The organism is Cupriavidus sp. Agwp_2, from assembly GCF_040784895.1.
GTDB lineage: Bacteria > Pseudomonadota > Gammaproteobacteria > Burkholderiales > Burkholderiaceae > Cupriavidus.
The window spans coordinates 542486-566762 of sequence record NZ_CP088083.1; the positions used below are offsets into that span (position 1 = coordinate 542486).

The window sequence follows — 24277 nt, forward strand, 5'->3', positions numbered from 1 at the left end:
TGCATCAGCGCGTGCAAAGGGCGTCCCTGACAACCATCGCCGCCGTGCCATTGCCGGGCTTGCCGAGGTCGTAGTGCAGCGTGCAGGCATCGCCGCCGGCCTGGCCCCACCGCGCTGTCAGCCCGCGTACCAGCACGCGGCCTGCCTGCGCCACGGTCCCCACCGGCCTGCCGTCTCCATTGAACACCTCGGCGCCAAACGGCAGCGGCGCGTCATCTGGCAGGCGTGTGCGCAGGATTGCCGCGCGGCCGGGATTTTCGGTCTTGAAGCGCACCCGCACTACAGCGCCCGCGGTGGGCGCGACCCGCTGCAGCGTCGACTTGAGCTCGACTTCCAGCGGCAGGCCCTGCGGATCGATCTCGATTTCGTTACGCGCGAACGGCACCAGGTTCGATACCACCGCATGGCCCCACGGGTCGACGCGCAGCCCGGCGCCATTGGCGAGGCGCGCGCCCGCGGCGTCTTTGGCCTCGACCACCGCGACCGTATCGCCGAGCGTCGGCGAAAATGCCACGCCATCCGCATAGGCCACGATACCGCCGGAAATGCCTGCACCGGCCTGCGCATAGGCGGTGCTCCTGGATGCGCTGGCGGTCATCGTTGCAAACGGCGACACATAGGAGGCACTACCGCCGATGCTGTTGGCGCTGCCGGACGCGCCGCCGCTACGGCCCGCATTGAGCGAGTAGCTGAAGGCGTTGTCGCTGCCGAGCGTGCCGGTCACGGTCTCCTGCGCCGTGCCGGTGCCGTCGGAGCCACGCTCGAGGCTGGTCAGCGAGTAAGGCGCGTGTGACGACTTGCCCAGCGGCACGCCGACGGTCAGCATCACGCGCGTGTCCCACTTGCCGGTGGCGACATTCAGCTGCCGCGACGCCGACACGCCATAGGCAATGGCGCGGTAAGCATTGTTGTAGCCGGCCTGGAACTGGCTGGCAGTGCCGCTGCCCTGCCAGTAGCTCTGCACCGATCCGGTCAGGTAGAAATTGCCATAGCCGGCCGGCAAGGCCTGGTTGATGCTCAGCTGCAGCTTGCCCCGCGCGGTTGGCAGGCTTTGCAGCCGCCCCGCCTGGTCCAGCGCGAGCCAGGACATGGCATCAGCGAGGCCAAGGTAGCCGCGGCTGGAGTAGCGGTACGCCGCTACCGAAACATTGGTGTTGGTTGGTGCTACCAGCTTGCTGTAGCTCAGCCGCACGCTCTGGCCGCTGCGGTCGGGTTGCCCCTGCAGCCGGGTGCTGGCATGCGTGATGTCCGCGCCGAAAGCGCCCAGGTCGGTGTTCAGCGCAATACCGGCGGCGATTGCACCATAGCCTTGCGCGGCCACGAAGCCACCGTAGCCGGTGACCATGTTGGCGAAGCCATGCAGGTAGGTGCCCTGCAGCAGCAGCGTCGAGCCCTGCATCACGGTACTGCGGTACTGGCCCGCGGTGACGCTGTACCGGCTCTGGCCGGCGCGCAGGGCATTCACCGCGGCGGCGTACGGCATTGCCGACACGTGCACGCTGCCGTCCGCCTCGGTGACAACGACCTCGATATCGCCGCCATAGCCGGTCGGGTACAGGTCATCGATCTCGAACGGCCCCGGTGCCACCGTGGTTTCGTAGAGGATGTTGCCTTGCTGGCGGACCTGCACGCGGGCATTGCTGCGCGCGATACCGCGCACGATGGGGGCATAGCCGCGCAGCGATTCGGGATACATCCGCTCGTCGCTGGCCAGGCGCACGCCGCGAAAGCCGATGCTGTCGAACAACGTGCCGTCAGTAAAGGCATCGCCGATCACCAACTGGCTTTTCCATGGTGCAATGGCGCGCTGAAGGTTGGTCAGCACGCTCTGGTAGCGCGTGCCTTGCCGTTCGTCACGGTTCAGGCTGCCCTGGTGGCTGAAGCGCCACGGTCCCACGTTGATGCCGGCGTTCAGGCCCACATAGGCCTGCGTGGTCGACAGGCTGGATGCGTCGGAATGATAGACGTTGGCGTTGTACTGCAGGCGCGCCGCCGGTACGCCGTCGTCCCAGTTCTCCGGGCTGACGTAACCACGCGCGCGGCGCACCATCGCAGCCTGTGGCACGCTGACATCGAGCCGCTGCTCGCCGTTGTCGAAGCTCGCCGTGGCGTCGGCGACCAGAGCTGGCAGCGGCTGGCAGCCGTTGCCGTCCAGCGATGCGGCGGCCGGCAACCTGGCCAGATCGACACCGACGCGCTCCAGCAGGCTGTGATCGAAGCACGGCACCGCAGGGGCAGCGGGGTCTCCGGACTGGCGCAGCTCCACGTCGGCGCGGCCCAGCCAGATCTCGTTGACATACAACTCGGCACGGTAGTGGCCGGGCAGCGCCGGATTGCCCTTGCTGAAGCGGCTCAGGTCGGCAACGCCGCCCGCCGTGCCCTGCAGGAAGGTATCGCTGAACTCCACTTCCTGTACGGGGCGGGCACGCTGCGGGCTGGCGTCGGGTTGTCCGGCCGCGCCTGCGCCGCTGGCGAACAGGGCCAGCAGCACGGCATGAAGCGGGCGCAGGCGAAACGGGACGTGACGGGAAGGCATTGGCAGCATGGCACCGGCGTGTCGACGATGGCCGCACGCGAGCGCCGGCAGCCGGCGGCCGCCGAAAGGGCGTAACGGACCGTGGGTTGATGGGGCTAGCGGGAGCCGGAGGCGCTCAGCGGCGCGCTGAATTTGTCCCTGCCGCCGAAGTCGTTGATGCAGTGCACGCGCACGGTGGCGCCGGCAGGGTTGCGGACATTGCTGTCCAGATGGAAGGCCGCGGTGGCGCCAGGCGCAATCATGTCCGGGTCTGTCGCCTTGACAATGTGTTCGCCGGCGATGACTTCGACGGTGACCGGCGAAACGTGGTAAGGCGTGGGGTTATGCGCTACCAGGGCGGGTTTGCCGTCGCGGCTGCCAAGTTCCCAGCGCAACGCAGCAGGCGCCTCCATGGCGCTGCCCGGCAACCCGCTGGGCCGAAAAAAGAGTTTGAAACGCGAACGGAACGCCATTTGCAGCGAGTTGACACCGCTCTCATCGGCCGACGGCTTCGGCGGGACTTCGAGCACGTTGAGCCAGAACAACGACTCCTTGTCCTGCGGCAACCGCTCGCCGGTATAGAGGATGCGCAGCGTCTGGCCTTTGCCGGGATCGATGCGCGTGATGGGCGGCGTGACCGTGAAGGGCACTTCGATCGATGTGGGGCTGGGGGTTGCCGTGCCGGCATCGATCCACGCCTGCGTCAGTGCGGGAGACTGGCCTTCATTGGTCAGCTTCAGCGTGACTTCCTTGTCCGTGCCGCGATAGACCACGCGGGTGCCGCCGACGACGACCGAGGCGCTTGCGGGCAGAGCGAACGACAGCACCAGCACGGCCAGCGCGGAGGCCAGCGAATTACGTAGGGATGTGGGCAACATGTTGAGGCCTGGGAACAGACGCCACCGCGAGCCCCCTCTGCTCTCAGGGAAAGAACAGGGACGCGGTCGCGTCGGCGATCGCGTCAGGGATACGCGATGGTGTACATCACGCTGGAGTTGGCCGCACCTGCGGTTGCCTTGTCGGTCGCTACGTACTCGGCAAAGTAGGACAGGTTGGCGACGCCGCCGACCAGGTCCACCGGCAGCGAGTTCTGAACGCCGTCCGCGAAGCCGGCCTTGATCGGCGTGAAGTTGGAGTTCAGCAGCCCGATCTGCACGTTGGTCGCCGTGCCGGCACCGCTGTTCAGCACCAGGTTGCCGGTGCTGGCATCAGTGGTCGGGCCGGGTTCGAAATAGGTATGCACCGCGCCGGTATCCGCGTCGCAGTTCAGTGCGATGACGAACGGGGTGCGGCCCGCGCGGGCGCCGGCGGTTTCCAGTGTGGACGCCGACACGGTCGGCAGCGTGACCGTGAACGACTTCGCGCCGCTGCCGTTGCCGTTGATCGTGCACGAGGTGGCGGAGATGTTGCCGTTAAAGGTAATCGTGCCGTCGACGGCATGCGCGGATTGCGCAGCGAAGACGATGCTGGCGGCAAGCACCACCGGTGCGAATGCAAATTTCATATCGGGTCTCTTGATTGTGGAGGGGCATGCCGCGGCACGATTGCCACGCATGCGGGCGTTCCAAGGCAGCGTCTGCGTGACATGGGAATTGCCTTGTGAACGGGGGCCAGTGTAGGAATGCGGCGATACGCCCACGCTATGAAACTTCCGAGGAAGCTGGGTGAATGGGCTGAATCTGCCAGGGAAATTCATAGATCTGCCGGGCTGGCCGCTTGCATTTTTCGAACTGTTGGCGTAAAGCCGATTTCCGCCGGATAGGCCGCTTTTTCCCCGGGCTCGTCAATTTCCGATCCGATGTCATCACGCAGCGTTTTCCGTGCGGTGCAAACGCCGCTTCACTAACACAGGTAGACTGTGGGCGTGTGCCACGAAACGGGCCCATCCCCACGATGCCTTCGTTCCCGACAGCCACGCGCCCGAGCGGCGCCAGTCTTGCCGCAGTCAAGGCTGCCCTCCCTTCGCTTTGCCTGGCTGCGCGTCATGCCAGCGACCACCGCCCTGGCGCCATGAAGCGTGCGCTCGCGGCACTGTTGCTGGCAGGCGCTGCCGCAGCACCGGTCCTGGCCCAGCCTCCCCAGACGACCCAGACCCCGCAAGCGCCACAAGCGTCAGCACCACAAGCTTCCCCCGTCGCCCAGGGTCCGCTCTGGTTCGCGCAGGGCAGGCCCGTGCCGGAAGCCAAACTGGCGGTCGACGCGCTGGCCGGGGCGGCCGCTGACGGCCTGGATCCCCGCGACTACGATGCCGAGGCGCTGCGGCAGGCAGTGCACCAGGCGGCCACTGGCCCGGTGTTCGCGCCCGATGCCGCCGCCCGGCTGGACGCCGCGCTGACCGCCGCGATGGAGCGCATGCTGGCCGACCTGCACGGCGGGCGTATCAATCCGCGCGCCGTCCACGCCAATTTCGCGCCACAGGAAGAACGCCCGTACGACGCCGCGGCGGTGCTGCGCGAAGCGGTCTCGCAACACCGCCTGCCAGACGCCGTGCGCCAGGCCGCGCCCACCTTTCCGCTGTATGGCACGCTGCGCGAGGCGTTGGCCCGCTATCGCGAGATCGCCGCGCAGCCAGTCTGGTCCCAGCCGCTGCCGGCGCTGCCCGCCGGGAAGCTGACGCCGGGGCAGCCCTGGGCGGGCACCGCCGCGCTGACGGCGCGCCTGGCCGCGCTGGGCGACCTGCCGGCCGGCACGAAGCCGCCCGCGCGCTATGACGGCGCGCTCGTCAATGGCGTCAAGGCGTTCCAGTCACGGCATGGTCTGGAGCCCGACGGCGTGATCGGCGCGGGTACGCTGGCGCAGCTCAATCTGCCCATGGCCAGCCGGGTGCGGCAGATCGAACTGACCATGGAGCGGATGCGCTGGACCCCGCTGGACGGCCCGCGCATGATCGTGGTCAACGTGCCGGAGTTCATGCTGCGCGCCTACGAGATCCGCGATGGCAAGCTCGACATCAAGCTGGAGATGAAGGTGATCGTCGGCAAGGCGCTCGATACCCGCACGCCGTTGTTCGAGGAGGGCATGCGCTATATCGAGTTCAGCCCGTACTGGAACGTGCCGCCGTCGATCGCCAAGCGTGAGACGATTCCGCGGCTGCGGCGCGATCCGGCGTATTTCAACCGGCAGGGCTTCGAATTCGTGACCGGCGAGGGCAAGGCCGTGACCACGCTGTCAGAGGACAACCTCGACGCCGTGCTCAACGGCCGCATGCGCATCCGGCAGCGGCCCGGACCCATGAATGCGCTGGGCGACATCAAGTTCGTGTTCCCCAACAACGAGAACATCTACCTGCACCACACCCCGACGCCGCAACTGTTCAAGCGCGACCGGCGCGACTTCAGCCATGGCTGCATCCGCGTGGAATCCCCAGTGGCACTGGCGCAGTTCGTGCTGCAGGATATGACGGACTGGAACGAGGCGCGTATCCGCGAGGCGATGACACGCGGGAAGTCAAACACGGTGCGGCTGCAGCAACCGCTGCCGGTGGTGCTGGCCTATGGCACGGTCATCGCCCGGGCCGATGGTCGTGTATCCTTCCTGCCTGACATCTACGGTCACGACAAACTGCTGGACAAGGCGCTGCGGCAACGCACCGGGCGCTCCTCGCCGCCAGCCATCGCGCGCGCCGCTGCTGCCACGCAATAAGGCGCGCTCAGCACTTGCAGAGGAAGTACCATGAATGATGCGACGCGCAAGGCACGCCGCCGCTTTCTACATACCACCGGAGGCTTGGCCCTTGCCGCCGGCCTGATGCCCCTGGCGCCGCGCCAGGCGCTTGCCAGCCTGCCCGATGCGCGCTCGCTGGCGTTCGACCATACCCATACCGGCGAGCGCATCAAGCTCGTCTTTGCCCTCGGCGATAGCTTTGTTCCCGAGGCACTCACGTCGCTCAACGGTTTCCTCCGCGACCATTATTCGGGTCAGGTTGGAGTGATTGATCCACAACTGTTCGACCTGCTGTACCAGCTGCGGCGAGAGCTCGGGACCAACGAACCGTTCCAGGTCATCTCCGGCTATCGCAGTCCTGCCACCAATTCGCGCCTGCGGAATTCGCGCGGCGGCGGTGTCGCCAGGCACAGCCTGCATATGGACGGCAAGGCTATCGACATCCGCGTCGCCGGCGTGCCGCTGGGGGACCTGCGCGATGCCGCGAAGACGCTGAAGGGCGGGGGTGTCGGTTTTTACCAGGGCGAGCAATTCGTACACCTGGACACGGGCCGGGTCCGCTACTGGTAATTGCCCCGGCAGGTCGTCACAGCCGACGACCGATAGCTGGCCGGGCACGTCGATGCCCATCGCGGCGGCCTTGAACAGGTCGCCCCCGGCGCCAGCACCTCCTTCCCCGCCAGCACCTCTCTCCCCTTAGCAACTGCCGCAGGGCGATCCGCAGATCGCCGATGATCTGCTGCAGTCCCGCGCGCCGAAGGCGCCGACCCTCGTTCAACTAAGTGATATATATGAGTTAGTTGACATGGATCTTTTGCTTGCCTAAGATGGTTTCACAGGCAACCCGCAAAGACGACCCACACAGAGGAGACAACGATGATTCACGTAGTGCTGCACGACGCCAGGGACACCGTGGCGGTGGCTGTGGTGGAAGGCATCCAGGCTGGTACCAAACTCAACGCCTGGATCATGGATGAGGACAAGATCGTGACCGTGACCGCGCTGCAGCCGATCCCCATCGGCCACAAGGTGGCGCTGTGCGACATGGATCCCAACGACACCGTCTACAAGTACGGCATCGACATCGGCAAGGTAGTGGCGCCGATCAAGGCGGGCGAACACGCCCACGTCCACAACATCAAGACCAAGCGCTGGTAAGCCGCGCCCCGGTCCCCGCCACTTATCTCCCCACTCCATACCCGAGACCCAAGCCATGTCCGTGATCGATCAAAACACCACCTTCTGGGGCTACCGCCGCGACAACGGCCGCGTCGGCGTGCGCAACCACGTCATCATCCTGCCGCTGGACGACCTCTCCAATGCAGCCGCCGAGGCGGTCGCTGTCGCCATCAAGGGCACCATGGCGATTCCCCACCCGTATGGCCGCCTGCAGTTCGGGCCGGACCTGGACCTGCACTTCCGCACGCTGATCGGCGCGGGCAGCAATCCCAATGTCGCCGCCGTGGTGGTGATCGGGATCGAGGATGGCTGGACCAAGAAGGTGGTCGATGGCATCGCCAGGACCGGCAAGCCGGTGGTCGGCTTCGGCATCGAGGGCCATGGCGACCATGACACCATCATGCGGGCGTCGAAGGCGGCGAAAGAATACGTGCAGTACGCCACCGCGCTGCACCGGGTGGAATGCCCGATCAGCGAGCTGTGGGTGTCCACCAAGTGCGGCGAGTCGGATACCACGTCCGGCTGCGGCGCCAACCCGACCGTCGGCAATGCCTTCGACAAGCTGCATCCGCTCGGCACCACGCTGGTCTTCGGCGAGACCTCGGAGCTGACCGGCGGCGAGCACATCGTGGCGGCGCGCTGCGCCAACGATGAAGTGCGCCACCAGTTCATGGCCATGTTCGAGCGCTACCAGGGCATGATCGACCGCTGGAAGACCTCGGACCTGTCGGAGTCGCAGCCGACCAAGGGCAATATCGCCGGCGGCCTCACCACGATCGAAGAGAAGGCGCTGGGCAATATCCAGAAGATCGGCAAGAAATGCACGGTCGACGGCGTGCTCGACAAGGCCGAGGAGCCGACCCACCCGGGCCTGTGGTTCATGGATTCATCTTCGGCCGCGGCGGAGATGGTCACGCTGTGCGCCGCCGCCGGCTATGTGGTGCATTTCTTCCCGACCGGGCAGGGCAACGTGATCGGCAACCCGATCGTGCCGGTGATCAAGCTGTGCGCCAACCCACGCACGGTGCGGCTGATGAGCGAGCACATGGATGTCGATTGCTCCGGCCTGCTGCAGCGCGAGCTGACGCTGGACCAGACCGGCGACAAGCTGCTCGAATGCATGCTGGCCACGGTCAACGGGCGCTGGACCGCGGCGGAAGCGCTCGGCCACCGCGAGTTCGTGCTGACCCGCATCCACGAGTCGGCATGATGAAGCGCATCTGCATCAGCGAGTTCATGGACGATGCCGCGGTGCAGGCGCTGCGGGCGGGCTTCGACCTGCGGTACGAGCCGGGCTGGGTGGACCGGCGCGCCGAACTGCTCGACGCGCTGCCCGATGCGCAGGCGCTGATCGTGCGCAACCGTACGCAGGTCGACGCGGCGCTGCTGGCCGGTGCGCCTTCGCTGCGTGTGGTCGGGCGGCTCGGCGTAGGGCTCGACAATATCGATGTCGATGCCTGTCGCGAGCGCGGCATCCGCGTCATCCCCGCGGCCGGAGCCAACGCGCGCTCGGTGGCCGAGTACGTGGTCATCACCGCGGCGTCGCTACTGCGCGGCGCCTACGGCAGCAGCGCGCAAGTGGCCGCGGGGCAGTGGCCGCGCGCACGCTTGTCGGAGGGCAGGGAGGCGCTCGGCAAGACGCTGGGGCTGATCGGCTTTGGCGACATCGGCAGACAGGCCGCCGCGCTGGCGCAGGCGTTCGGCATGCAGGTGGTGGCGTTCGACCCGATGCTGGCCGCCGACGACCCGGTATGGGCCCGGACCGGCGTGCGCAGCCTCGCGCTCGACCCGCTGCTGGCGCAGGCCGATGCGGTCAGCCTGCATGTGCCGCTGGTCGCCGCCACGCGGCATCTGCTCGATACGCAACGGATCGCAGGCATGAAGCGCGGCGCCGTGCTGATCAACACCGCGCGCGGCGGCGTGGTCGACGAGGCCGCGCTGGCGCAGGCGCTGCGCGACGGGCATCTCGGCGGCGCCGCGCTCGACGTCTTCGAATGCGAGCCCTTGCCGGCAGGCAGCGTGCTCGCCGACGTGCCCAACCTGATGCTGACGCCGCATATCGGCGGCGTGACGCAGGAGGCCAATGCGCGGGTCTCGATGATGATCGCGCAACAGGTGCGGCAGACGCTGGAGGTCATGTCATGAGCCGGGTGCCGATCGCGCAGTTGGAGCGGATCGCCAATGCCGCGCTGCGGCGTGCGGGCGCGAGTGCGCTGCAAGCCGATGCGACGGCTGCGGCGCTGGTGCGCGCCGATGCGGCGGGTCTGGCCTCGCATGGCGTATCGCGGGTACCCATGTATGTCGCGCACCTGCACGCGGATCGTGTCGATGGCCGTGCCACGCCAGCGGTGCGCTCCGCGCGCGCCAGTGCCGCGCTGGTCGATGCCGGCTGCGGCTTCGCCTTCCCGGCATGCGACCTGGCGATCGCCGAGGCAATGGGCCGCGCCTACGAAACCGGTGTCGGTGTTGCGGCGGTCACCAACAGCCATCACTTCGGCGCGGCCGCGCTGCCGCTCGATGCGGTGGCGCGCGTCGGCATGGTGGGCATCGCCATGGGCAACTCGCCGGCCGCGATGCCTGCCTGGGGAGGAAGGCGCCCGCTGTTCGGCACCAATCCCATTGCCGCGGTGTTTCCGCGCCGGCGCCACGCGCCGGTCGTGATCGACCTGTCGTTGTCCGAGGTCGCGCGCGGCAAGATCATGGTGGCCGCGAAGCAGGGCAAGCCGATCCCGCTGGGCTGGGCATTGGACGAGACCGGCCAGCCGACCACCGACGCGCAGGCCGCGCTGCGCGGCTCGATGCTGCCGGCGGGCGGCGTCAAGGGCGCGATGCTGGCGTTAATGGTGGAGTTGCTGGTGACGTCGCTGGCGGGCGCCAGTTTCGGCGCCGAAGCGGATTCCTTTTTCACCGACGCCGGCAATCGGCCGCGTATCGGCCAGCTCTTCATGGTGCTGGACCCGGGCGCCTTCGCGGGCTCGGACGCCTATGCCGAACGCGTGGAAGCCTTGCTGCAAGCGATGCTGGACGATGAAGGCACGCGCCTGCCCGGCGCCCGCCGCGATACCGCGCAGGCTGACGCGCAGGCCCATGGCATAGAGATCCCGGACGCCCTGCTCAACGAGCTGCGCGAACTGGCGGGCGAGGCAGTGCAGGAGGGCCGGGCCTAGAGATTCGATTTCCACCACATTTCCACCACAAAGGCGGACCCGACACAGAACGGGCCAGCGACCACAAAACGGAGACACACCATGGTTCGAGGTTTGATTCGCACCGCGCTCAGGTACGGAGCCGGCGCGCTTGTCGCATTGTCCGCAGTATCCACGCTCACCGGTCTGGCCTCGGCGCCGGCCGCGGCACAGGGCGCGGCGCAGGCATCGGTTCCCGCCCATGACTATCCAGGCAAGCCGATCCGCTACGTGGTCCCGTTCGCGGCCGGTGGCCTGACGGACATCATGGCGCGGCAGGTCGGGCACCAGCTGGCGGAAGAGTGGAAGCGGCCCGTGGTAGTCGACAACAAGCCCGGCGGCAACGCGAACATCGGCGCCGACCAGGTCGCCAAGGCACCCGCCGACGGCTATACCTGGCTCGCGGTCACGCTGACGCATGCTTCCAATGTCACGCTGTTCCCCAAGCTGCCGTTCAGCATGCAGAAAGACCTGGTGCCGGTGGCGCGCATCGCCTCGTCGCCGATGCTGGTGGTGGTGCCGGTGAGTTCGCCGGTCAAGTCGATGAAGGACCTGGCCGCGGCGGCGCAGAAGGGCAAGCTCAATGCCGGCTCCAGCGGCAACGGTACGCCCCCGCACCTGACCCTGGCCCTGTTCGAAAGCCTGACCGGCGCCAACCTGACCCATGTGCCGTACAAGGGCGGGGCGCCGTCGATGACCGACCTGATCGGCGGCCAGATCGATGTAGTGTTTTCCAATTTCCCGGAGTCGCTGGCCTACGTGAAGGGTGGCAAGCTGCGCGCACTGGCGGTGACCACGCGTGAACGGCACCCGCTGCTGCCCGACGTGCCGACGGTGGCCGAGGCGGGCTTTCCCGACCTGATCGTCGAGAACTGGACGGGCCTGATGATGCCGGTCGCCACGCCCAAGCCGATCGTCGACAAGGTCGCCGCGTCGGTGGCGCGCATGCTCCAGTCCGACGCCATGCGCGAGCGCATCGTGGCGTCCGGATTCAGTCCGGCGCCGCAGACCAGTGGCCCCTTCGCCGAATACTTCAACGGCGAGGTGACGCGATGGGCAAGGTTGATCGAAGAGAAACACATCCGCGCCGAATAGGATCGGATAGCGCGGGCTGGCCGCGACAGGCGCCGATAGGCGCAAGTTGGCCTCCGGTATGATCTGGCTTATCTAGATGAATCGGCCCGCTCCGCGCGGCGGCGCGGGCCACCGAACAGGGATTTCAACGTGGGTGCCAGATTTGATGCGGCCAGCGCGATTGGCGGCGTCCTGTACAAGGACGTCAAGCAGGCCATTCTCTCCGCGCTGGCGGAGGGCGAGTGGAAGCCGGGTGAAGCCATTCCGTCCGAGCGCAAGCTGATCGAACGCTTTGGCGTGTCGATCGGCACGTTGCGCAAGGCGATCGACGAACTGGTGGCCGAAGGCATCATGATCCGGCACCAGGGCCGCGGCACCTTCGTCGCCACGCACCGGCAGGAGGATCACTTCTTCCGCTTCTTCCGTATCGTGCGCCAGGATGGCCATCGCGAATACCCGACCGTGCGCCTGGCCAGGTTCCGCCGCGCGAAGGCCGACAAGGACGAGGCGGCCGCGCTCGGCCTGGCGGTGGGCGAACCGGTGTTCCGCTTCATCAATGTCCTGTCGCTGGAAGGCATGCCGATGATGACCGATGCCATCACCGTGCCGGAAGCGCGCTTCAAGGGCCTGACCGAAAAGATGCTGCGCGAGCGGCCCAATACGCTCTACAACTTCTACCAGGATGCCTTCGGCATCAATATCATCCGCACCGAAGAACGGCTGCGCTCGGCGCTGGCCGACGAGGATGCCCACGAGTTGCTGGGCGTTCCCGTGGGCAGTCCGTTGCTGAAGATCCTGCGGGTGGCCTCGTCCTACCACGACGAGCGGATCGAGTACCGCGTGTCGCGCCTCGATACCAGCCGGCATGAATTCCTGTTGTCGCAGCCGTAGGGCGTGACGCTTCCGGCATCGAGAGGTGCCGGCAGCGTGCCTGGCAGTCCAAAGAAAAAAGCCGCGTCCTCTTGCGAGAGCGCGGCTTTTCAAATAGATGGTGGCGAATCAGGGACTCGAACCCCGGACCTGCGGATTATGATTCCGTCGCTCTAACCGACTGAGCTAATTCGCCAACGAAGACTGAGATTATACAGGGGCTTTCGGCACTGTCAACACCTCGTGCGAAGATTTTTGCGGGGCGCCGGTGTATGAAAAAACGGCAGGCCGGGCGGCCTGCCGTTGTGGTCACGGTTTCGTCAGACCGACCGTTCAATCGTGGGCGTAGATATCCACGTCCTTGGTTTCCCGCACGAACAGCGCACCGATCACGAAGGTGATCGCCGCGATGATGATCGGGTACCACAGGCCGTAGTAGATATTGCCGTTCTGGGCCACCAGCGCGAAAGAGATGGTGGGCAGCAGGCCGCCGAACCAGCCGTTGCCGATATGGTAGGGCAGCGACATCGAGGTGTAGCGGATGCGGGTCGGGAACAGTTCCACCAGCATGGCGGCGATCGGACCGTACACCATGGTCACGTAGATCACCAGGATGACCAGGATCACCAGCACCATGATCGTGTTCATCTGCGCCGGGTCGGCCTTGGCCGGGTACCCGGCCGAGGACATGGCGCCGCTTACCTCCTTCTTGAACGCCGCGATCTGGGCCTTGCTGGCATCGTCAAAGGCATGGCTGTTGGCAAGCTTGGCGTCGAAGGCCTTGATCTCCTTTTCGCCGATCTTGACCGTCGCCACCGTGCCGGCCGGGGCTTCCACCACCTCATAGCTGGCCGACGACTGGGCCAGGGTACGCTTGGCGATATCGCAGGAGCTGCGGAAGTCGATCTCGCGGGCGATCGGGCTGCCCTGGAACGAGCACTGCTTCGGATCCGCGGTCACCACGATCTGCGCGGTCTGCTGCGCGCGCTCCAGCGCCGGGTTGGCGTAGTGGGTCAGTGCCTTGAACAGCGGGAAGTAGGTCAGCACGGCCAGCGCGCAGCCCGCCATGATGATCCACTTGCGGCCGATCTTGTCCGACAGGGAGCCAAAGAAGATAAAGAACGGCGTGCCGATCACCAGTGCGCCGGCGATCAGCAGGTTGGCCGTCTTGGCATCGACCTTGAGCACCTGCGTCAGGAAGAACAGCGCGTAGAACTGGCCGGTGTACCAGACCACGGCCTGGCCGGCGGTCAGGCCGAGCAGGGCCAGGATCACGATCTTCAGGTTGCGCCACTGGGCGAAGGATTCGGTCAGCGGAGCCTTGGAGGTCTTGCCTTCGGCCTTCATGCGCTGGAATGCCGGCGATTCATTCATCGACAGCCGGATGTACACCGACATCCCCAGCAGCAGGATCGACAGCAGGAACGGGATGCGCCAGCCCCAGACTTCAAAGTTCGGGCCAGTCAGCTCGCGGCACAGCAGGATCACGATCAGCGACAGGAACAGGCCCAGCGTGGCCGTGGTCTGGATCCACGAGGTGTACGCCCCGCGCTTGCCGTGCGGCGCGTGCTCGGCCACGTAGGTGGCGGCACCGCCGTACTCGCCGCCGAGCGCCAGGCCCTGCAGCATGCGCAGGATGATCAGGATCACCGGGGCGGCCCAGCCGATGGTGGCAAAGCCGGGCAGCAGGCCGACGATGAAGGTCGACAGGCCCATCAGCAGGATGGTCACCAGGAAGGTGTACTTGCGCCCGATCATGTCGCCCAGGCGGCCGAACACCAGCGCGCCGAACGGCCGCACGATAAAGCCGGCGGCAAAGGCGAGCAGCGCAAAGATGAAGGCCGAGGTCGGATCCAGTCCGGCGAAGAACTGCTTGGCGATGATCGCCGCCAGCGAGCCGTACAGATAAAAGTCGTACCACTCGAACACCGTGCCCAGCGACGAGGCAAGGATCACCTTGCGCTCCTCGCGTGTCATCGGCGCGTTTTGCGCACCCCCTCCGGGTACCGCAACGTTTTGCACGTTTGCCATCTTGTCTCCTCCGTCTGGAATGGATCTCGGGCAAGGCGCGGCAACATCGCGGAAAAGCCCCGTGCCGCTGGCCGGGAGCCTGAGTTGCAGTGGATTGTGGGTGGCGAAACTTACTGCGTTCTGACAGATTTCGGCGTGCAAGTGCCAAAAATATCGGGGTATACGCTAGCCGTTTTCAGGCCTGCGCATGCTGCAATGCAGCCTGTCCTGGCCGTTTCACGGCACTGCTATGCGGCCGGTACGGCATGTCGCTATGCAGCATCGGAACCTGGGCCGCGCAAGGTACCCTGCGAAGGCAGGGGGGCGGGTGTGTCCGCTTCGTCAACGGTTTCATCGGCGCGGTTCATGCGCCAGGCATAGAGGGCGGCCATCAGCACGTAGACCACCAGCGCTCCCTGGGCGCCCACCCAGAACGAGAACGGCCAGCCGAAGAAGTCGAAGCGCAGCTCGCGCGCGAACCACGCCACCACGAAGGTGACCACGAACCAGACCGCCAGCAGCCCCGCGATCCAGCGCAGGTTGCGGTGCCAGGCCTGCCGCTGGCGCGCCTCGGCGAGATCGGGGGCGGCAGCGGGGGCGGGGGTGTCGTTCATAGTGCGGAGAGATCGGTGGGGCGGCGCAGGGTCACGCGGAAATGCGCGCCGGCCAGGCGCGGCGCCTGCTGGTAGACGTGGTCGGAAATCTGCACGTCGCCACCGTGCTGCTGCACGATCTCGCGCACGATGGCCAGGCCCAGCCCGCTGCCTTCGGTATTGGTGCCGAGCACCCGGTAGAAGCGCTCCATTACGCGTTCGCGCTCGGCCGGCGCAATGCCTGGGCCGGTGTCTTCCACGTCCAGATAGGCGAACGGCTCGAAGGCATCGGCGCTGACGCGCACCGTCGCGTGCCCGCCGCGCGGCGTGTAGCGGATGGCATTGTCGAGCAGGTTGTTGAGCATCTCCGTCAGCATCAGCCGGTTGCCGAGCACCGTCACCGGATGGTCGTCCGCTTCCAGCCCCAGGTCGATGTCGCGCGCCCAGGCTTGCGGCAGCCATTCCTTGACTACCTCGCGCGCCAGGGCACCCAGGTCCAGTTCGCCCATGCCGCCGGTGCCCGCCAGGTTTTCCATGCGCGCCAGCGACAGCAGTTGGGTGACCAGGTGCGCGGTGCGCTCTGAGCTGCCGGCGATCTGGGCCAGCGAGCGCCGCAGCTCTTCCGGCGACTGCTCGCGCTGCGCCAGCTCGGCCTGCATGCGCAGCCCCGCCAGTGGCGTCTTCATCTGGTGCGCGGCATCGGCGATAAAGCGCTTCTGCGTCTGCACCGACTGGTCCAGCTGCGCCAGCAGGTCGTTGAACGATCCCACCAGCGGCGTGATCTCCTGCGGAGCGGCGCGTTCGTCGATGGGGCTGGTGTCGCCCGGGGTGCGCGCGCGGATGCGCTGCTGGATCGCGGTCAGCGGCGCCAGCCCGCGCGAGAGCCCGAACCACACCAGCACCACCGCCAGCGGCAGGATCACGAACTGGGGCAGGATCACGCCCTTGATGATCTCGTTGGCCAGGCGCGCGCGCTTGTCGAGGGTTTCGGCCACCTGCACCAGTACCGGCTGGTTGCCGCTGACATTGCGCAGGTCGATGTAGGTGTAGGCTACCCGCACGTCGTTGCCGGCGACGCGGTCGTCGCGCAGCGATACCAGGCCGGCGTGGCCCTGGTCTTCTTCCGACGGCAGCGGCAGGTCATGGTCGCCGGCAATGTATTCGCCGCGCTTGCCGACCACCTGGTAATAGATATTGTCGGTCTCGTCCGCGCGCAGGATTTCGCGCGCCGACAGGGGCAGCTGCAGGGTGACGCGGCCGTTGACCTCGCGCAACTGCTGCGACAGCACGATGGCGCTGGCTTCCAGCGCCCGGTCGAACGGGCCGTTCGCGATCGACTTGGCCACCAGGTAGGTCACCGCGATGCTCATCGGCCAAAGCAGCAGCAGCGGCGCCAGCATCCAGTCGAGGATCTCGCCAAACAGCGAGCGCGGCGCGGGCGTGGCGGTGCTTTCCTCCAGATGCGGCAATGCGTCGGCCAGTTCCTGGTCGGCGGTGCCGGGCATGGCAGGGGACGCAGCGGCAGGGGAGGGTGGCGGCACGGCGCGGTGCGCGCGCCGCCAGCGCAGTTGCAGCAGGCTCATCTCGACGGTGGTCGCTCGGTTGCGGTCGTGCTCGCCTGCAAGGGTGAGGCTAAGGCGCGGCTCGCGTCAATGCTGCGCGGCCACGGCCGGCTGGAATTTCTCCAGGCAGTAGCCCAGGCCACGTACCGTGGCGATGCGGATGCCGCCCACCTCGATCTTCTTGCGCAGGCGGTGCACATAGACTTCGATGGCGTTGTTGCTGACTTCTTCGCCCCACTCGCACAGGTGGTCGACCAGCTGTTCCTTGGACACCAGCCGGCCGCAGCGCGTGAGCAGGATTTCCAGCAGGCCGATCTCTCGCGCCGACAGGTCGAGCATCTGCTCGTTCAGGTAGGCGATGCGGCCGACCTGGTCGAAAGCCAGCGGCCCGTGCCGCATCAGCGTGGCGCCGCCGCCGGCGCCGCGGCGCACCAGCGCGCGCACGCGGGCTTCCAGTTCGGACAGCGCGAAAGGCTTGGCCATGTAGTCGTCGGCACCCAGGTCCAGGCCCTTGACGCGTTCGTCGACGCTGTCGGCCGCGGTCAGGATCAGCACCGGCAGCATCGCGCCGCGCGCGCGCAGGCGCTTGAGCACCTCCAGGCCGGACATGCGCGGCAGGCCCAGGTCCAGGATCAGCAGGTCGAAAGTCTGGGTCGACAGGGCCGAGTCGGCACCCAGCCCGTCGGCAACATGGTCGACGGCATAACCAGAGTGACGTAACGAGCGCGTCAGCCCATCGGCCAACGTGTCGTCATCTTCGGCGATCAGAATACGCATGGTTGTCTCCACCTGGCCGGCATAGCCGGGCGCCCGCGGAACGGGCGCGATGGGGCTTGCCAAGCATACTGTTTTTTTATACAGTACCCGCACATTCCGCTGGGGCCGCCCGGGATGCTTCCTGACTGATGTTTCCCGGATGGCGGCCGCGCAGACAGCCGGGCCGGCGCTGGAGCCGGCAAAAGCCGGTGCCGCGCCACATGCGGCCTATTTATACACCATTTGATTCAAGGACGACCATGGACGACAAGAAGGCAGGTGCGGGCGTGAGCGCCGAGAAGCAGAAGGCGCTTGCCGCCGCGCTCTCCCAGATCGAGAAGCAGTTCGGCAAGGGCTCGATCATGCGCCTGGGCGACGGCGAGGTCGAAAAGGACATCCAGGTGGTCTCCACCGGTTCGCTCGGCCTGGACATCGCGCTTGGCGTCGGCGGCCTCCCGCGCGGCCGCGTGGTCGAGATCTATGGTCCGGAATCGTCGGGCAAGACCACGCTGACGCTGCAGGTCGTGGCCGAGATGCAGAAGCTGGGCGGCACCTGCGCCTTTATCGACGCCGAGCACGCGCTGGACGTCAGCTACGCCAACAAGCTGGGCGTGAACGTCGGCGACCTGCTGATCTCCCAGCCGGACACCGGCGAGCAGGCGCTGGAAATCACCGACGCGCTGGTGCGCTCGGGCTCGATCGACCTGATCGTGATCGACTCGGTGGCGGCGCTGGTGCCCAAGGCTGAAATCGAAGGCGAAATGGGCGACTCGCTGCCCGGCCTGCAGGCCCGCCTGATGAGCCAGGCGCTGCGTAAGCTGACCGGCACCATCAAGCGTACCAACTGCCTGGTGATCTTCATCAACCAGATCCGCATGAAGATCGGTGTGATGTTCGGCTCGCCGGAAACCACCACCGGCGGCAACGCGCTGAAGTTCTACGCCTCGGTGCGCCTGGATATCCGCCGCATCGGCTCGATCAAGAAGGGCGACGACGTCATCGGCAACGAGACCAAGGTCAAGGTGGTCAAGAACAAGGTCTCGCCGCCGTTCCGCGAAGCCTTCTTCGACATCCTCTACGGCCAGGGTATCTCCCGCCAGGGCGAGATCATCGACCTCGGCGTGGACGCCAAGATCGTCGAGAAGTCGGGCGCGTGGTACAGCTACAACGGCGACAAGATCGGCCAGGGCAAGGACAACGCGCGCGAATACCTGCGCGAGAACCCGGACATCGCCGAAGAGATCGAGAACAAGGTGCGAGTGGCGCTGGGTGTGGTACCGACCAACCCGGTGGCTGCGGAAGCGCTGGAAGGCTGATCGCGCCGGCGCGCAAGACGCAACACGATTGCAGCAGCCGGAAGGGGCCGGAGCATCAGCCGATGCGCCGGCCTTTTTTATTAGGGATTTTTCACCAAGCCGCCAATGGCCCCCCGCCCCCCGCTTTCCCTGAAGGCCCGCGCCGTCGGCTACCTGTCGCGCCGCGAGCACAGCCGGGCCGAGCTGGCACGCAAGCTGGCGCCCCATGCCGAGTCGCCGGAACAACTGGAGCAGTTGCTCGATGCGCTCGAGCGTGAGAACTGGCTGTCCAACCAGCGCTTTGCCGACAGCCTGGTCCATCGCCGCGGCGCCCGCTATGGCACGGCCAGGGTGATGCAGGAAGCCAAGACCCACAAGCTGGGCAGCGAACAACTGGGCGAACTGCAGGAAAGGCTGCGCGCCACCGAGACCGAACGTGCCCGCGAAGTCTGGCGCAAGCGTTTCGGCGTGCCGCCAGAGTCGCCAGAGGCCCGCGCCAAGCAGATCCGCTTCCTGGTGGCGCGTGGATTCTCGCGTGGGGTGGTCAGCAAGATCATCCAGGGCGCCGACGAAGCGTACGGCGACGACGAGTAAGCATCTGCGTGCGGTATCGTCCGCAATTGACGGGCCATTATCTGCACTGCCCTCAGGGTATTCGCGCGCCAGTCGGCCGACAATGCGGCGCGACAGTCGCCATACAAGGATGTTCCCGGGCAAACCGGCGCGGCATGTTAAACTCCCCAAGTTATTCGGTGCTCCGGCGCCGCCGTTCCCAAGCCCCCAGTATTCCAGCCTGGCCATGCCTCTGTCCCAGCCCGTCAACCGCTCCCTGCGCCATCGCCGTGCCATTACGGCCGAGGCGTACCAGAGAGAGGACGGCCTGTGGGATGTCGAGGTGCGCCTGACCGACACCAAGCCCCGCGATATCGAACTTGCCGGCGACCGTATCCGCCCGGTGGGCCAGCCCCTGCACGACCTTTGGCTGCGCGTCACGATCAACGAGGACATGACGGTGCTGGATGCCGAGGCCTGCTCTGACTGGGTGCCGTATCCGTCGCAATGCGACACCATCGGCCCGGCCTACCGCAAGCTGATCGGCCTGAACCTGCGCAAGGGCTTTCGCAAGGCCGTGCGCGAGCGCCTGGCCGGCATCAACGGCTGCTCCCACCTGACCGAAGCCGCCGGCGTGCTGCCCAGCACCGCGATCCAGGCGTTTGCCGGCGAAGTCATCAGCATCCGCGACAACGGCGAGGACGATCCGAATCCGGAGCCGCCCTATCAGTTGAACGGCTGCCACGCGCTGCGTTTCGACGGCGAGGTGGTCCGTGAGTTTTACCCGCGCTGGTATGGTCACCAGCCGACGCCCAAGGCAAGGGCCGAGGCCGCACCTGCCGTCGCAACCGCGCCTCGGGCGCCCGCCGTGGCCAATGGCGACCGCGGTGGTCAAGCCAACGACGACGGCAATGACGCTGTCCCGGCCGACAGGCCAACCGGCACTTCCGGCTGATTCTCAGGATCAGCCAGCAAGACGAGAGAGTTCGTCTCCTTTTTCAGATTCTTCCCTCTACCTTTTACGCCTACCCGAAAGGAAACACGCATGAATATCCATGAGTATCAAGGCAAGGAACTCCTGCGCAAATACAATGTGCCGGTTCCGCGCGGCATCCCCGCGTTCTCGGTTGACGAGGCCCTGAAGGCCGCAGAACAGCTCGGCGGCCCGGTGTGGGTTGTCAAGGCGCAGATTCATGCGGGTGGCCGCGGCAAGGGCGGCGGCGTCAAGGTTGCCAAGAGCATCGAAGACGTCAAGACCTATGCTTCGAACATCCTGGGCATGCAGCTGGTCACGCACCAGACCGGTCCGGAAGGCAAGAAGGTCAACCGCCTGCTGATCGAAGAAGGCGCCGACATCAAGAAGGAACTGTACGTTTCGCTGGTGGTGGACCGCGTTTCGCAGAAGATCGCCCTGATGGCGTCGAGCGAAGGCGGCATGGACATCGAAGAAGTCGCTGCCCACACCCCGGAAAAGATCCACACCCTGATCATCGAGCCGTCGACCGGCCTGACCGACGCTGACGCCGACGACATCGCCCGCAAGATCGGCGTGCCCGACGCTTCGGTTGCCCAGGCTCGCCAGGCCCTGCAAGGCCTGTACAAGGCGTTCTACGACACCGACGCTTCGCTGGCCGAAATCAACCCGCTGATCCTGACCGGCGAAGGCAAGGTCATCGCGCTGGACGCCAAGTTCAACTTCGACTCGAACGCGCTGTTCCGTCACCCGGAAATCGTGGCCTACCGCGACCTGGATGAAGAAGACGCCAACGAAATCGAAGCCTCGAAGTTCGACCTGGCCTACATCTCGCTGGACGGCAACATCGGCTGCCTGGTGAACGGCGCCGGCCTGGCCATGGCCACCATGGACACCATCAAGCTGTTTGGCGGCGAGCCGGCCAACTTCCTCGACGTGGGCGGCGGTGCCACCACCGAGAAGGTGACCGAAGCCTTCAAGCTGATGCTGAGCAACAAGAACGTGCAGGCCATCCTGGTCAACATCTTCGGCGGCATCATGCGTTGCGACGTGATCGCCGAAGGCGTGATCTCGGCCTCGAAGGCCGTGTCGCTGAACGTGCCGCTGGTCGTGCGCATGAAGGGCACCAACGAAGATCTCGGCAAGAAGATGCTGGCCGAATCGGGCCTGCCCATCATCGCCGCCGACACGATGGAAGAAGCCGCCCAGAAGGTGGTGGCCGCTGCCGCTGGCAAGTAAGCCGTCGCACGAACGCAACCATACGCGAACGCGAGCCGTGCGCAGGCGCTCCCTTGAGCCCCTGTGCGCGCGGCTCGTAGAAAAGCAAAGGATTACAGCATGTCGATTCTGATCAACAAAGACACCAAGGTCATCACCCAGGGCATTACCGGCAAGACCGGCCAGTTCCACACCCGTGGCTGCCGCGACTACGCCAATGGCAAGAACGCCTTCGTAGCAGGCGTGAACCCGAAGAAGGCCGGCGAAGACTTCGAAGGCATTCCCATCTACGCCAGCGTCAAGGACGCCAAGGCCCAGACCGGCGCTACCGTGTCGGTCATCTACGTGCCGCCCGCAGGCGCCGCTGCCGCAATCTGGGAAGCCGTTGACGCCGACCTGGACCTGGTGGTCTGCATTACCGAAGGCATCCCCGTGCGCGACATGATGGAAGTCAAGGACCGCATGCGCCGCGAGAACAAGAAGACCCTGCTGCTGGGACCGAACTGCCCGGGCCTGATCACGCCGGACGAAATCAAGATCGGCATCATGCCGGGTCACATCCACAAGAAGGGCCGCATCGGCGTGGTGTCGCGCTCGGGCACCCTGACGTACGAAGCCGTGGGCCAGCTGACCGCGCTGGGCCTGGGCCAGTCGTCGGCTGTTGGCATTGGTGGCGACCCCATCAACGGCCTGAAGCACATCGACGTCATGAAGATGTTCAACGACGATCCGGAAACGGACGCCGTGGTCATGATCGGTGAGATCGGTGGTCCGGACGAAGCCAACGCCGCCAACTGGATCAAGGACAACATGAAGAAGCCGGTGGTTGGCTTCATCGCTGGCGTGACCGCGCCTCCGGGCAAGCGCATGGGCCACGCCGGCGCGCTGATCTCGGGCGGTGCCGACACCGCCCAGGCCAAGCTGGAAATCATGGAAGCCTGCGGTATCAAGGTGACCAAGAACCCGTCGGAGATGGGCCGCCTGCTGAAGGCGATGCTGTAAGGTCTGCTTGCCGTTCCCGCTGTTGCGGGAATGACAGACTTGTGATGCCCCCGCCCCTCGGCGGGGGCATTGTCTTTTCCGGGGAGTGATTCCGGCGCCATGAATCCCCCGAAAGATTACAGGATTGAAATGTAATCGAAAGGTTCGTGGGTTAAACAGTCATGTCTGCGCTTTCAGACATCCGAAAACCCGTCAGATGACGGGGCGCGCCGTCACATAGAACCGCCAATTACATAGAACTCGAGGAGCCTCCCCGTGGAACTGCTGTCTTCCACCACTTTCTGGATTGCGTTGGGATCGATCATCCTGACCAACATCGTCCTGTCCGGCGACAACGCGGTGGTGATCGCGCTCGCCTCGCGCAACCTGCCGCCGGCCCAGCAGAAGAAGGCCATTTTCTGGGGCAGCGCCGCCGCCATCATCATGCGCGTGGTGCTGACCGTGGCCGCGGTCAAGCTGCTGAGCCTGCCGTACCTGAAGATCGTCGGCGCCGTGCTGCTGGTCTATATCGGCGTGCAACTGCTGACCGGCGATGACGACGAGGACGGCCACGACGGCAAGGACAATATCTGGGCCGCCATCCGCACCATCCTGATCGCCGACCTGGTGATGTCGCTGGACAACGTGGTGGCCGTGGCCGCCGCCGCGCAGAAGGGTCCCGAGGGCAGCCAGCTGATGCTGCTGATCATCGGCCTGGGCCTGTCGATCCCGCTGATCGTGTTCGGCAGCACGCTGCTGCTCAAGGTGATGGAACGCTTCCCGGTCATCATCGTGCTGGGCGCCGCGCTGCTGGGTTACCTGGCTGGTGAGATGCTGGTCAGCGACCCGGTCGATGCCGCCTGGTTCGAGGTCCACGTCCCGCACGCCCACCTGGTATTCGGCGCCGCCGGCGCGATCCTGGTGGTGATCCTCGGCAAGCTGCTGAGCCGCCGGTCGGCGCAGACGGCCTGACGGGAACCTGCATCGCACGAAAGGGCGGCCGGTTGGCCGCCCTTTTTTGTTGCCCCTTCGCGGAACTCACCCTGTCGGTGGGACAGCCCACTAACTCATGTGAGTGATCGCACTTTTTGTCGCTTTGGCGGGTGGTAGTGCGGCCAGGTGACAAAATTTGGCGCATGTGGCGGGCTTCTCCGTGCCGGGTGACGAAATTTGTCGTTTTTTGCCCCCTACGGACGGGGGATATGCCTGGCACGCTTACTGCTGATTAGTCCCCGCGTCACGAAACCGAAGACGTGCAACGCTTAACCAAAAATCTCTTCGAGGGGTCAAATCATGCAACGGGTACAACAACTGAAGAAGCTGGGCCGTCGAGTCCAGAAGGGCTTTACGCTGATCGAACTGATGATCGTGGTGGCGATCATTGGTATCTTGGCGGCGATCGCAATTCCGCAGTATCAGGACTATGTGACGAAGTCGAAGTGGCAGAACAACATCTCGGACTTGGCTGCACTGAAGACGGCTGTGAGTCAATGTCTCCAAGTCAATGCCGGTGACGGATCGTTGTGCGATACGGCTTCCGATTTGAACATCACTTCGCTACCGACGCCGAAGTACGCAACCGCCGCAGTTGTGCTGACTGGTACTGCTGCCGTTGGTGGTGCGACCCCGACTCCCGGTAAAGTGAACGTTACGTTCACCGGCAAGCCCGACGTTGGTAGCTTCGTCTATGCAGCTGATTGGGCGCCTGACGCAAGCGGAACTCAAGTTACGTACACTAAGGTCGCGGCTGACACCATTCCGACAAACATTATGCCGGCCGCCAATCGCTGATAAACCTTGGTGTGTGGCGGTCAAAGCGCCTTCGGGCGCTTTTTCTTTGCCCGCCCCCCA

22 protein-coding genes and 1 tRNA gene are annotated in these 24277 nt (G+C 65.8%); 15 read left to right on the top strand and 8 right to left on the bottom strand.

Annotated features, from left to right (window positions below):
• Window positions 1–4 precede the first annotated feature (4 nt).
• The 3 genes from LPA45_RS02550 to LPA45_RS02560 form a co-directional block, all read right to left on the bottom strand.
• Window positions 5–2536: a fimbria/pilus outer membrane usher protein gene (locus LPA45_RS02550; RefSeq protein WP_233527942.1), complete on the bottom strand. Its 2532-nt coding sequence runs from the start codon at window positions 2534–2536 to the stop codon at window positions 5–7.
• Window positions 2537–2631: 95 nt separating this feature from the next.
• The gene (locus LPA45_RS02555) at window positions 2632–3393 is read right to left on the bottom strand and encodes a fimbria/pilus periplasmic chaperone (protein WP_116317164.1); all 762 of its coding nucleotides are present in this window, start codon (window positions 3391–3393) and stop codon (window positions 2632–2634) included.
• Between the two features lie 83 nt (window positions 3394–3476).
• On the bottom strand, window positions 3477–4019 hold the full coding sequence (locus tag LPA45_RS02560) for a fimbrial protein (protein WP_116317165.1): 543 nt from the start codon (window positions 4017–4019) through the stop codon (window positions 3477–3479).
• Window positions 4020–4525: 506 nt separating this feature from the next.
• On the opposite strand from LPA45_RS02560, the gene LPA45_RS02565 reads away from it, so the two are divergent.
• The 8 genes from LPA45_RS02565 to LPA45_RS02600 all read left to right on the top strand — a co-directional run bounded on the left by LPA45_RS02565 (window position 4526) and on the right by LPA45_RS02600 (window position 12507).
• Window positions 4526–6157: a L,D-transpeptidase family protein gene (locus LPA45_RS02565; RefSeq protein WP_116317166.1), complete on the top strand. Its 1632-nt coding sequence runs from the start codon at window positions 4526–4528 to the stop codon at window positions 6155–6157.
• Between the two features lie 30 nt (window positions 6158–6187).
• Window positions 6188–6748 carry a YcbK family protein gene (locus LPA45_RS02570; RefSeq protein WP_116317167.1) on the top strand — a complete coding sequence of 187 codons (561 nt, stop codon included), beginning with the start codon at window positions 6188–6190 and terminating at the stop codon, window positions 6746–6748.
• A 306-nt stretch (window positions 6749–7054) separates the two neighbouring features.
• Window positions 7055–7336, top strand: a complete 282-nt coding sequence (locus LPA45_RS02575) for a UxaA family hydrolase (RefSeq protein WP_116317168.1) — start codon at window positions 7055–7057, stop codon at window positions 7334–7336.
• A 55-nt stretch (window positions 7337–7391) separates the two neighbouring features.
• Window positions 7392–8567 (top strand): UxaA family hydrolase, encoded by a 1176-nt coding sequence (locus tag LPA45_RS02580; RefSeq protein WP_116317169.1) that lies wholly within the window; start codon window positions 7392–7394, stop codon window positions 8565–8567.
• Window positions 8567–9502 (top strand): hydroxyacid dehydrogenase, encoded by a 936-nt coding sequence (locus tag LPA45_RS02585; protein WP_116317170.1) that lies wholly within the window; start codon window positions 8567–8569, stop codon window positions 9500–9502. Before LPA45_RS02580 ends, LPA45_RS02585 begins: the two co-directional genes overlap by 1 nt.
• The gene (locus LPA45_RS02590) at window positions 9499–10524 is read left to right on the top strand and encodes an Ldh family oxidoreductase (protein WP_116317171.1); all 1026 of its coding nucleotides are present in this window, start codon (window positions 9499–9501) and stop codon (window positions 10522–10524) included. Before LPA45_RS02585 ends, LPA45_RS02590 begins: the two co-directional genes overlap by 4 nt.
• Before the next feature lie 81 nt (window positions 10525–10605).
• The gene (locus LPA45_RS02595; RefSeq protein WP_116317172.1) at window positions 10606–11637 is read left to right on the top strand and encodes a tripartite tricarboxylate transporter substrate binding protein; all 1032 of its coding nucleotides are present in this window, start codon (window positions 10606–10608) and stop codon (window positions 11635–11637) included.
• A 129-nt stretch (window positions 11638–11766) separates the two neighbouring features.
• On the top strand, window positions 11767–12507 hold the full coding sequence (locus tag LPA45_RS02600) for a GntR family transcriptional regulator (RefSeq protein ID WP_116317173.1): 741 nt from the start codon (window positions 11767–11769) through the stop codon (window positions 12505–12507).
• A 98-nt stretch (window positions 12508–12605) separates the two neighbouring features.
• Here LPA45_RS02600 and LPA45_RS02605 read toward each other — a convergent pair.
• The 5 genes from LPA45_RS02605 to LPA45_RS02625 all read right to left on the bottom strand — a co-directional run bounded on the left by LPA45_RS02605 (window position 12606) and on the right by LPA45_RS02625 (window position 17428).
• A tRNA-Met gene (locus LPA45_RS02605) sits at window positions 12606–12682 on the bottom strand.
• 137 nt (window positions 12683–12819) lie between these two features.
• Window positions 12820–14517 carry an MFS transporter gene (locus tag LPA45_RS02610; RefSeq protein ID WP_116317174.1) on the bottom strand — a complete coding sequence of 566 codons (1698 nt, stop codon included), beginning with the start codon at window positions 14515–14517 and terminating at the stop codon, window positions 12820–12822.
• A 251-nt stretch (window positions 14518–14768) separates the two neighbouring features.
• A complete protein-coding gene (locus tag LPA45_RS02615) occupies window positions 14769–15110 on the bottom strand; it encodes a DUF4212 domain-containing protein (RefSeq protein ID WP_116317175.1) in 342 nt (113 codons plus the stop codon).
• Window positions 15107–16672 carry a sensor histidine kinase gene (locus tag LPA45_RS02620; protein WP_116317176.1) on the bottom strand — a complete coding sequence of 522 codons (1566 nt, stop codon included), beginning with the start codon at window positions 16670–16672 and terminating at the stop codon, window positions 15107–15109. Before LPA45_RS02620 ends, LPA45_RS02615 begins: the two co-directional genes overlap by 4 nt.
• A 66-nt stretch (window positions 16673–16738) precedes the next feature.
• Window positions 16739–17428: a response regulator transcription factor gene (locus LPA45_RS02625; RefSeq protein WP_116317177.1), complete on the bottom strand. Its 690-nt coding sequence runs from the start codon at window positions 17426–17428 to the stop codon at window positions 16739–16741.
• A gap of 239 nt (window positions 17429–17667) precedes the next feature.
• Here LPA45_RS02625 and recA point away from each other — a divergent pair, with 239 nt between their 5' ends.
• From recA to LPA45_RS02660, 7 genes are all read left to right on the top strand, one after another.
• Window positions 17668–18723 carry a recombinase RecA gene (gene recA, locus LPA45_RS02630; protein WP_116317178.1) on the top strand — a complete coding sequence of 352 codons (1056 nt, stop codon included), beginning with the start codon at window positions 17668–17670 and terminating at the stop codon, window positions 18721–18723.
• A 105-nt stretch (window positions 18724–18828) separates the two neighbouring features.
• Window positions 18829–19296 carry a recombination regulator RecX gene (gene recX, locus LPA45_RS02635; RefSeq protein WP_116317179.1) on the top strand — a complete coding sequence of 156 codons (468 nt, stop codon included), beginning with the start codon at window positions 18829–18831 and terminating at the stop codon, window positions 19294–19296.
• Between the two features lie 205 nt (window positions 19297–19501).
• Entirely contained in the window at window positions 19502–20209 is a 708-nt protein-coding gene (locus tag LPA45_RS02640) for a DUF2889 domain-containing protein (RefSeq protein WP_116317180.1), read from the top strand.
• Between the two features lie 90 nt (window positions 20210–20299).
• Window positions 20300–21466: an ADP-forming succinate--CoA ligase subunit beta gene (gene sucC, locus LPA45_RS02645; protein WP_116317181.1), complete on the top strand. Its 1167-nt coding sequence runs from the start codon at window positions 20300–20302 to the stop codon at window positions 21464–21466.
• 99 nt (window positions 21467–21565) lie between these two features.
• The gene (gene sucD / locus LPA45_RS02650; RefSeq protein WP_062796940.1) at window positions 21566–22447 is read left to right on the top strand and encodes a succinate--CoA ligase subunit alpha; all 882 of its coding nucleotides are present in this window, start codon (window positions 21566–21568) and stop codon (window positions 22445–22447) included.
• A 255-nt stretch (window positions 22448–22702) separates the two neighbouring features.
• Entirely contained in the window at window positions 22703–23398 is a 696-nt protein-coding gene (locus tag LPA45_RS02655; RefSeq protein ID WP_116317182.1) for a TerC family protein, read from the top strand.
• Window positions 23399–23719: 321 nt separating this feature from the next.
• Window positions 23720–24217: a prepilin-type N-terminal cleavage/methylation domain-containing protein gene (locus LPA45_RS02660; protein ID WP_116317183.1), complete on the top strand. Its 498-nt coding sequence runs from the start codon at window positions 23720–23722 to the stop codon at window positions 24215–24217.
• The last annotated feature ends 60 nt before the right edge of the window (window positions 24218–24277 follow it).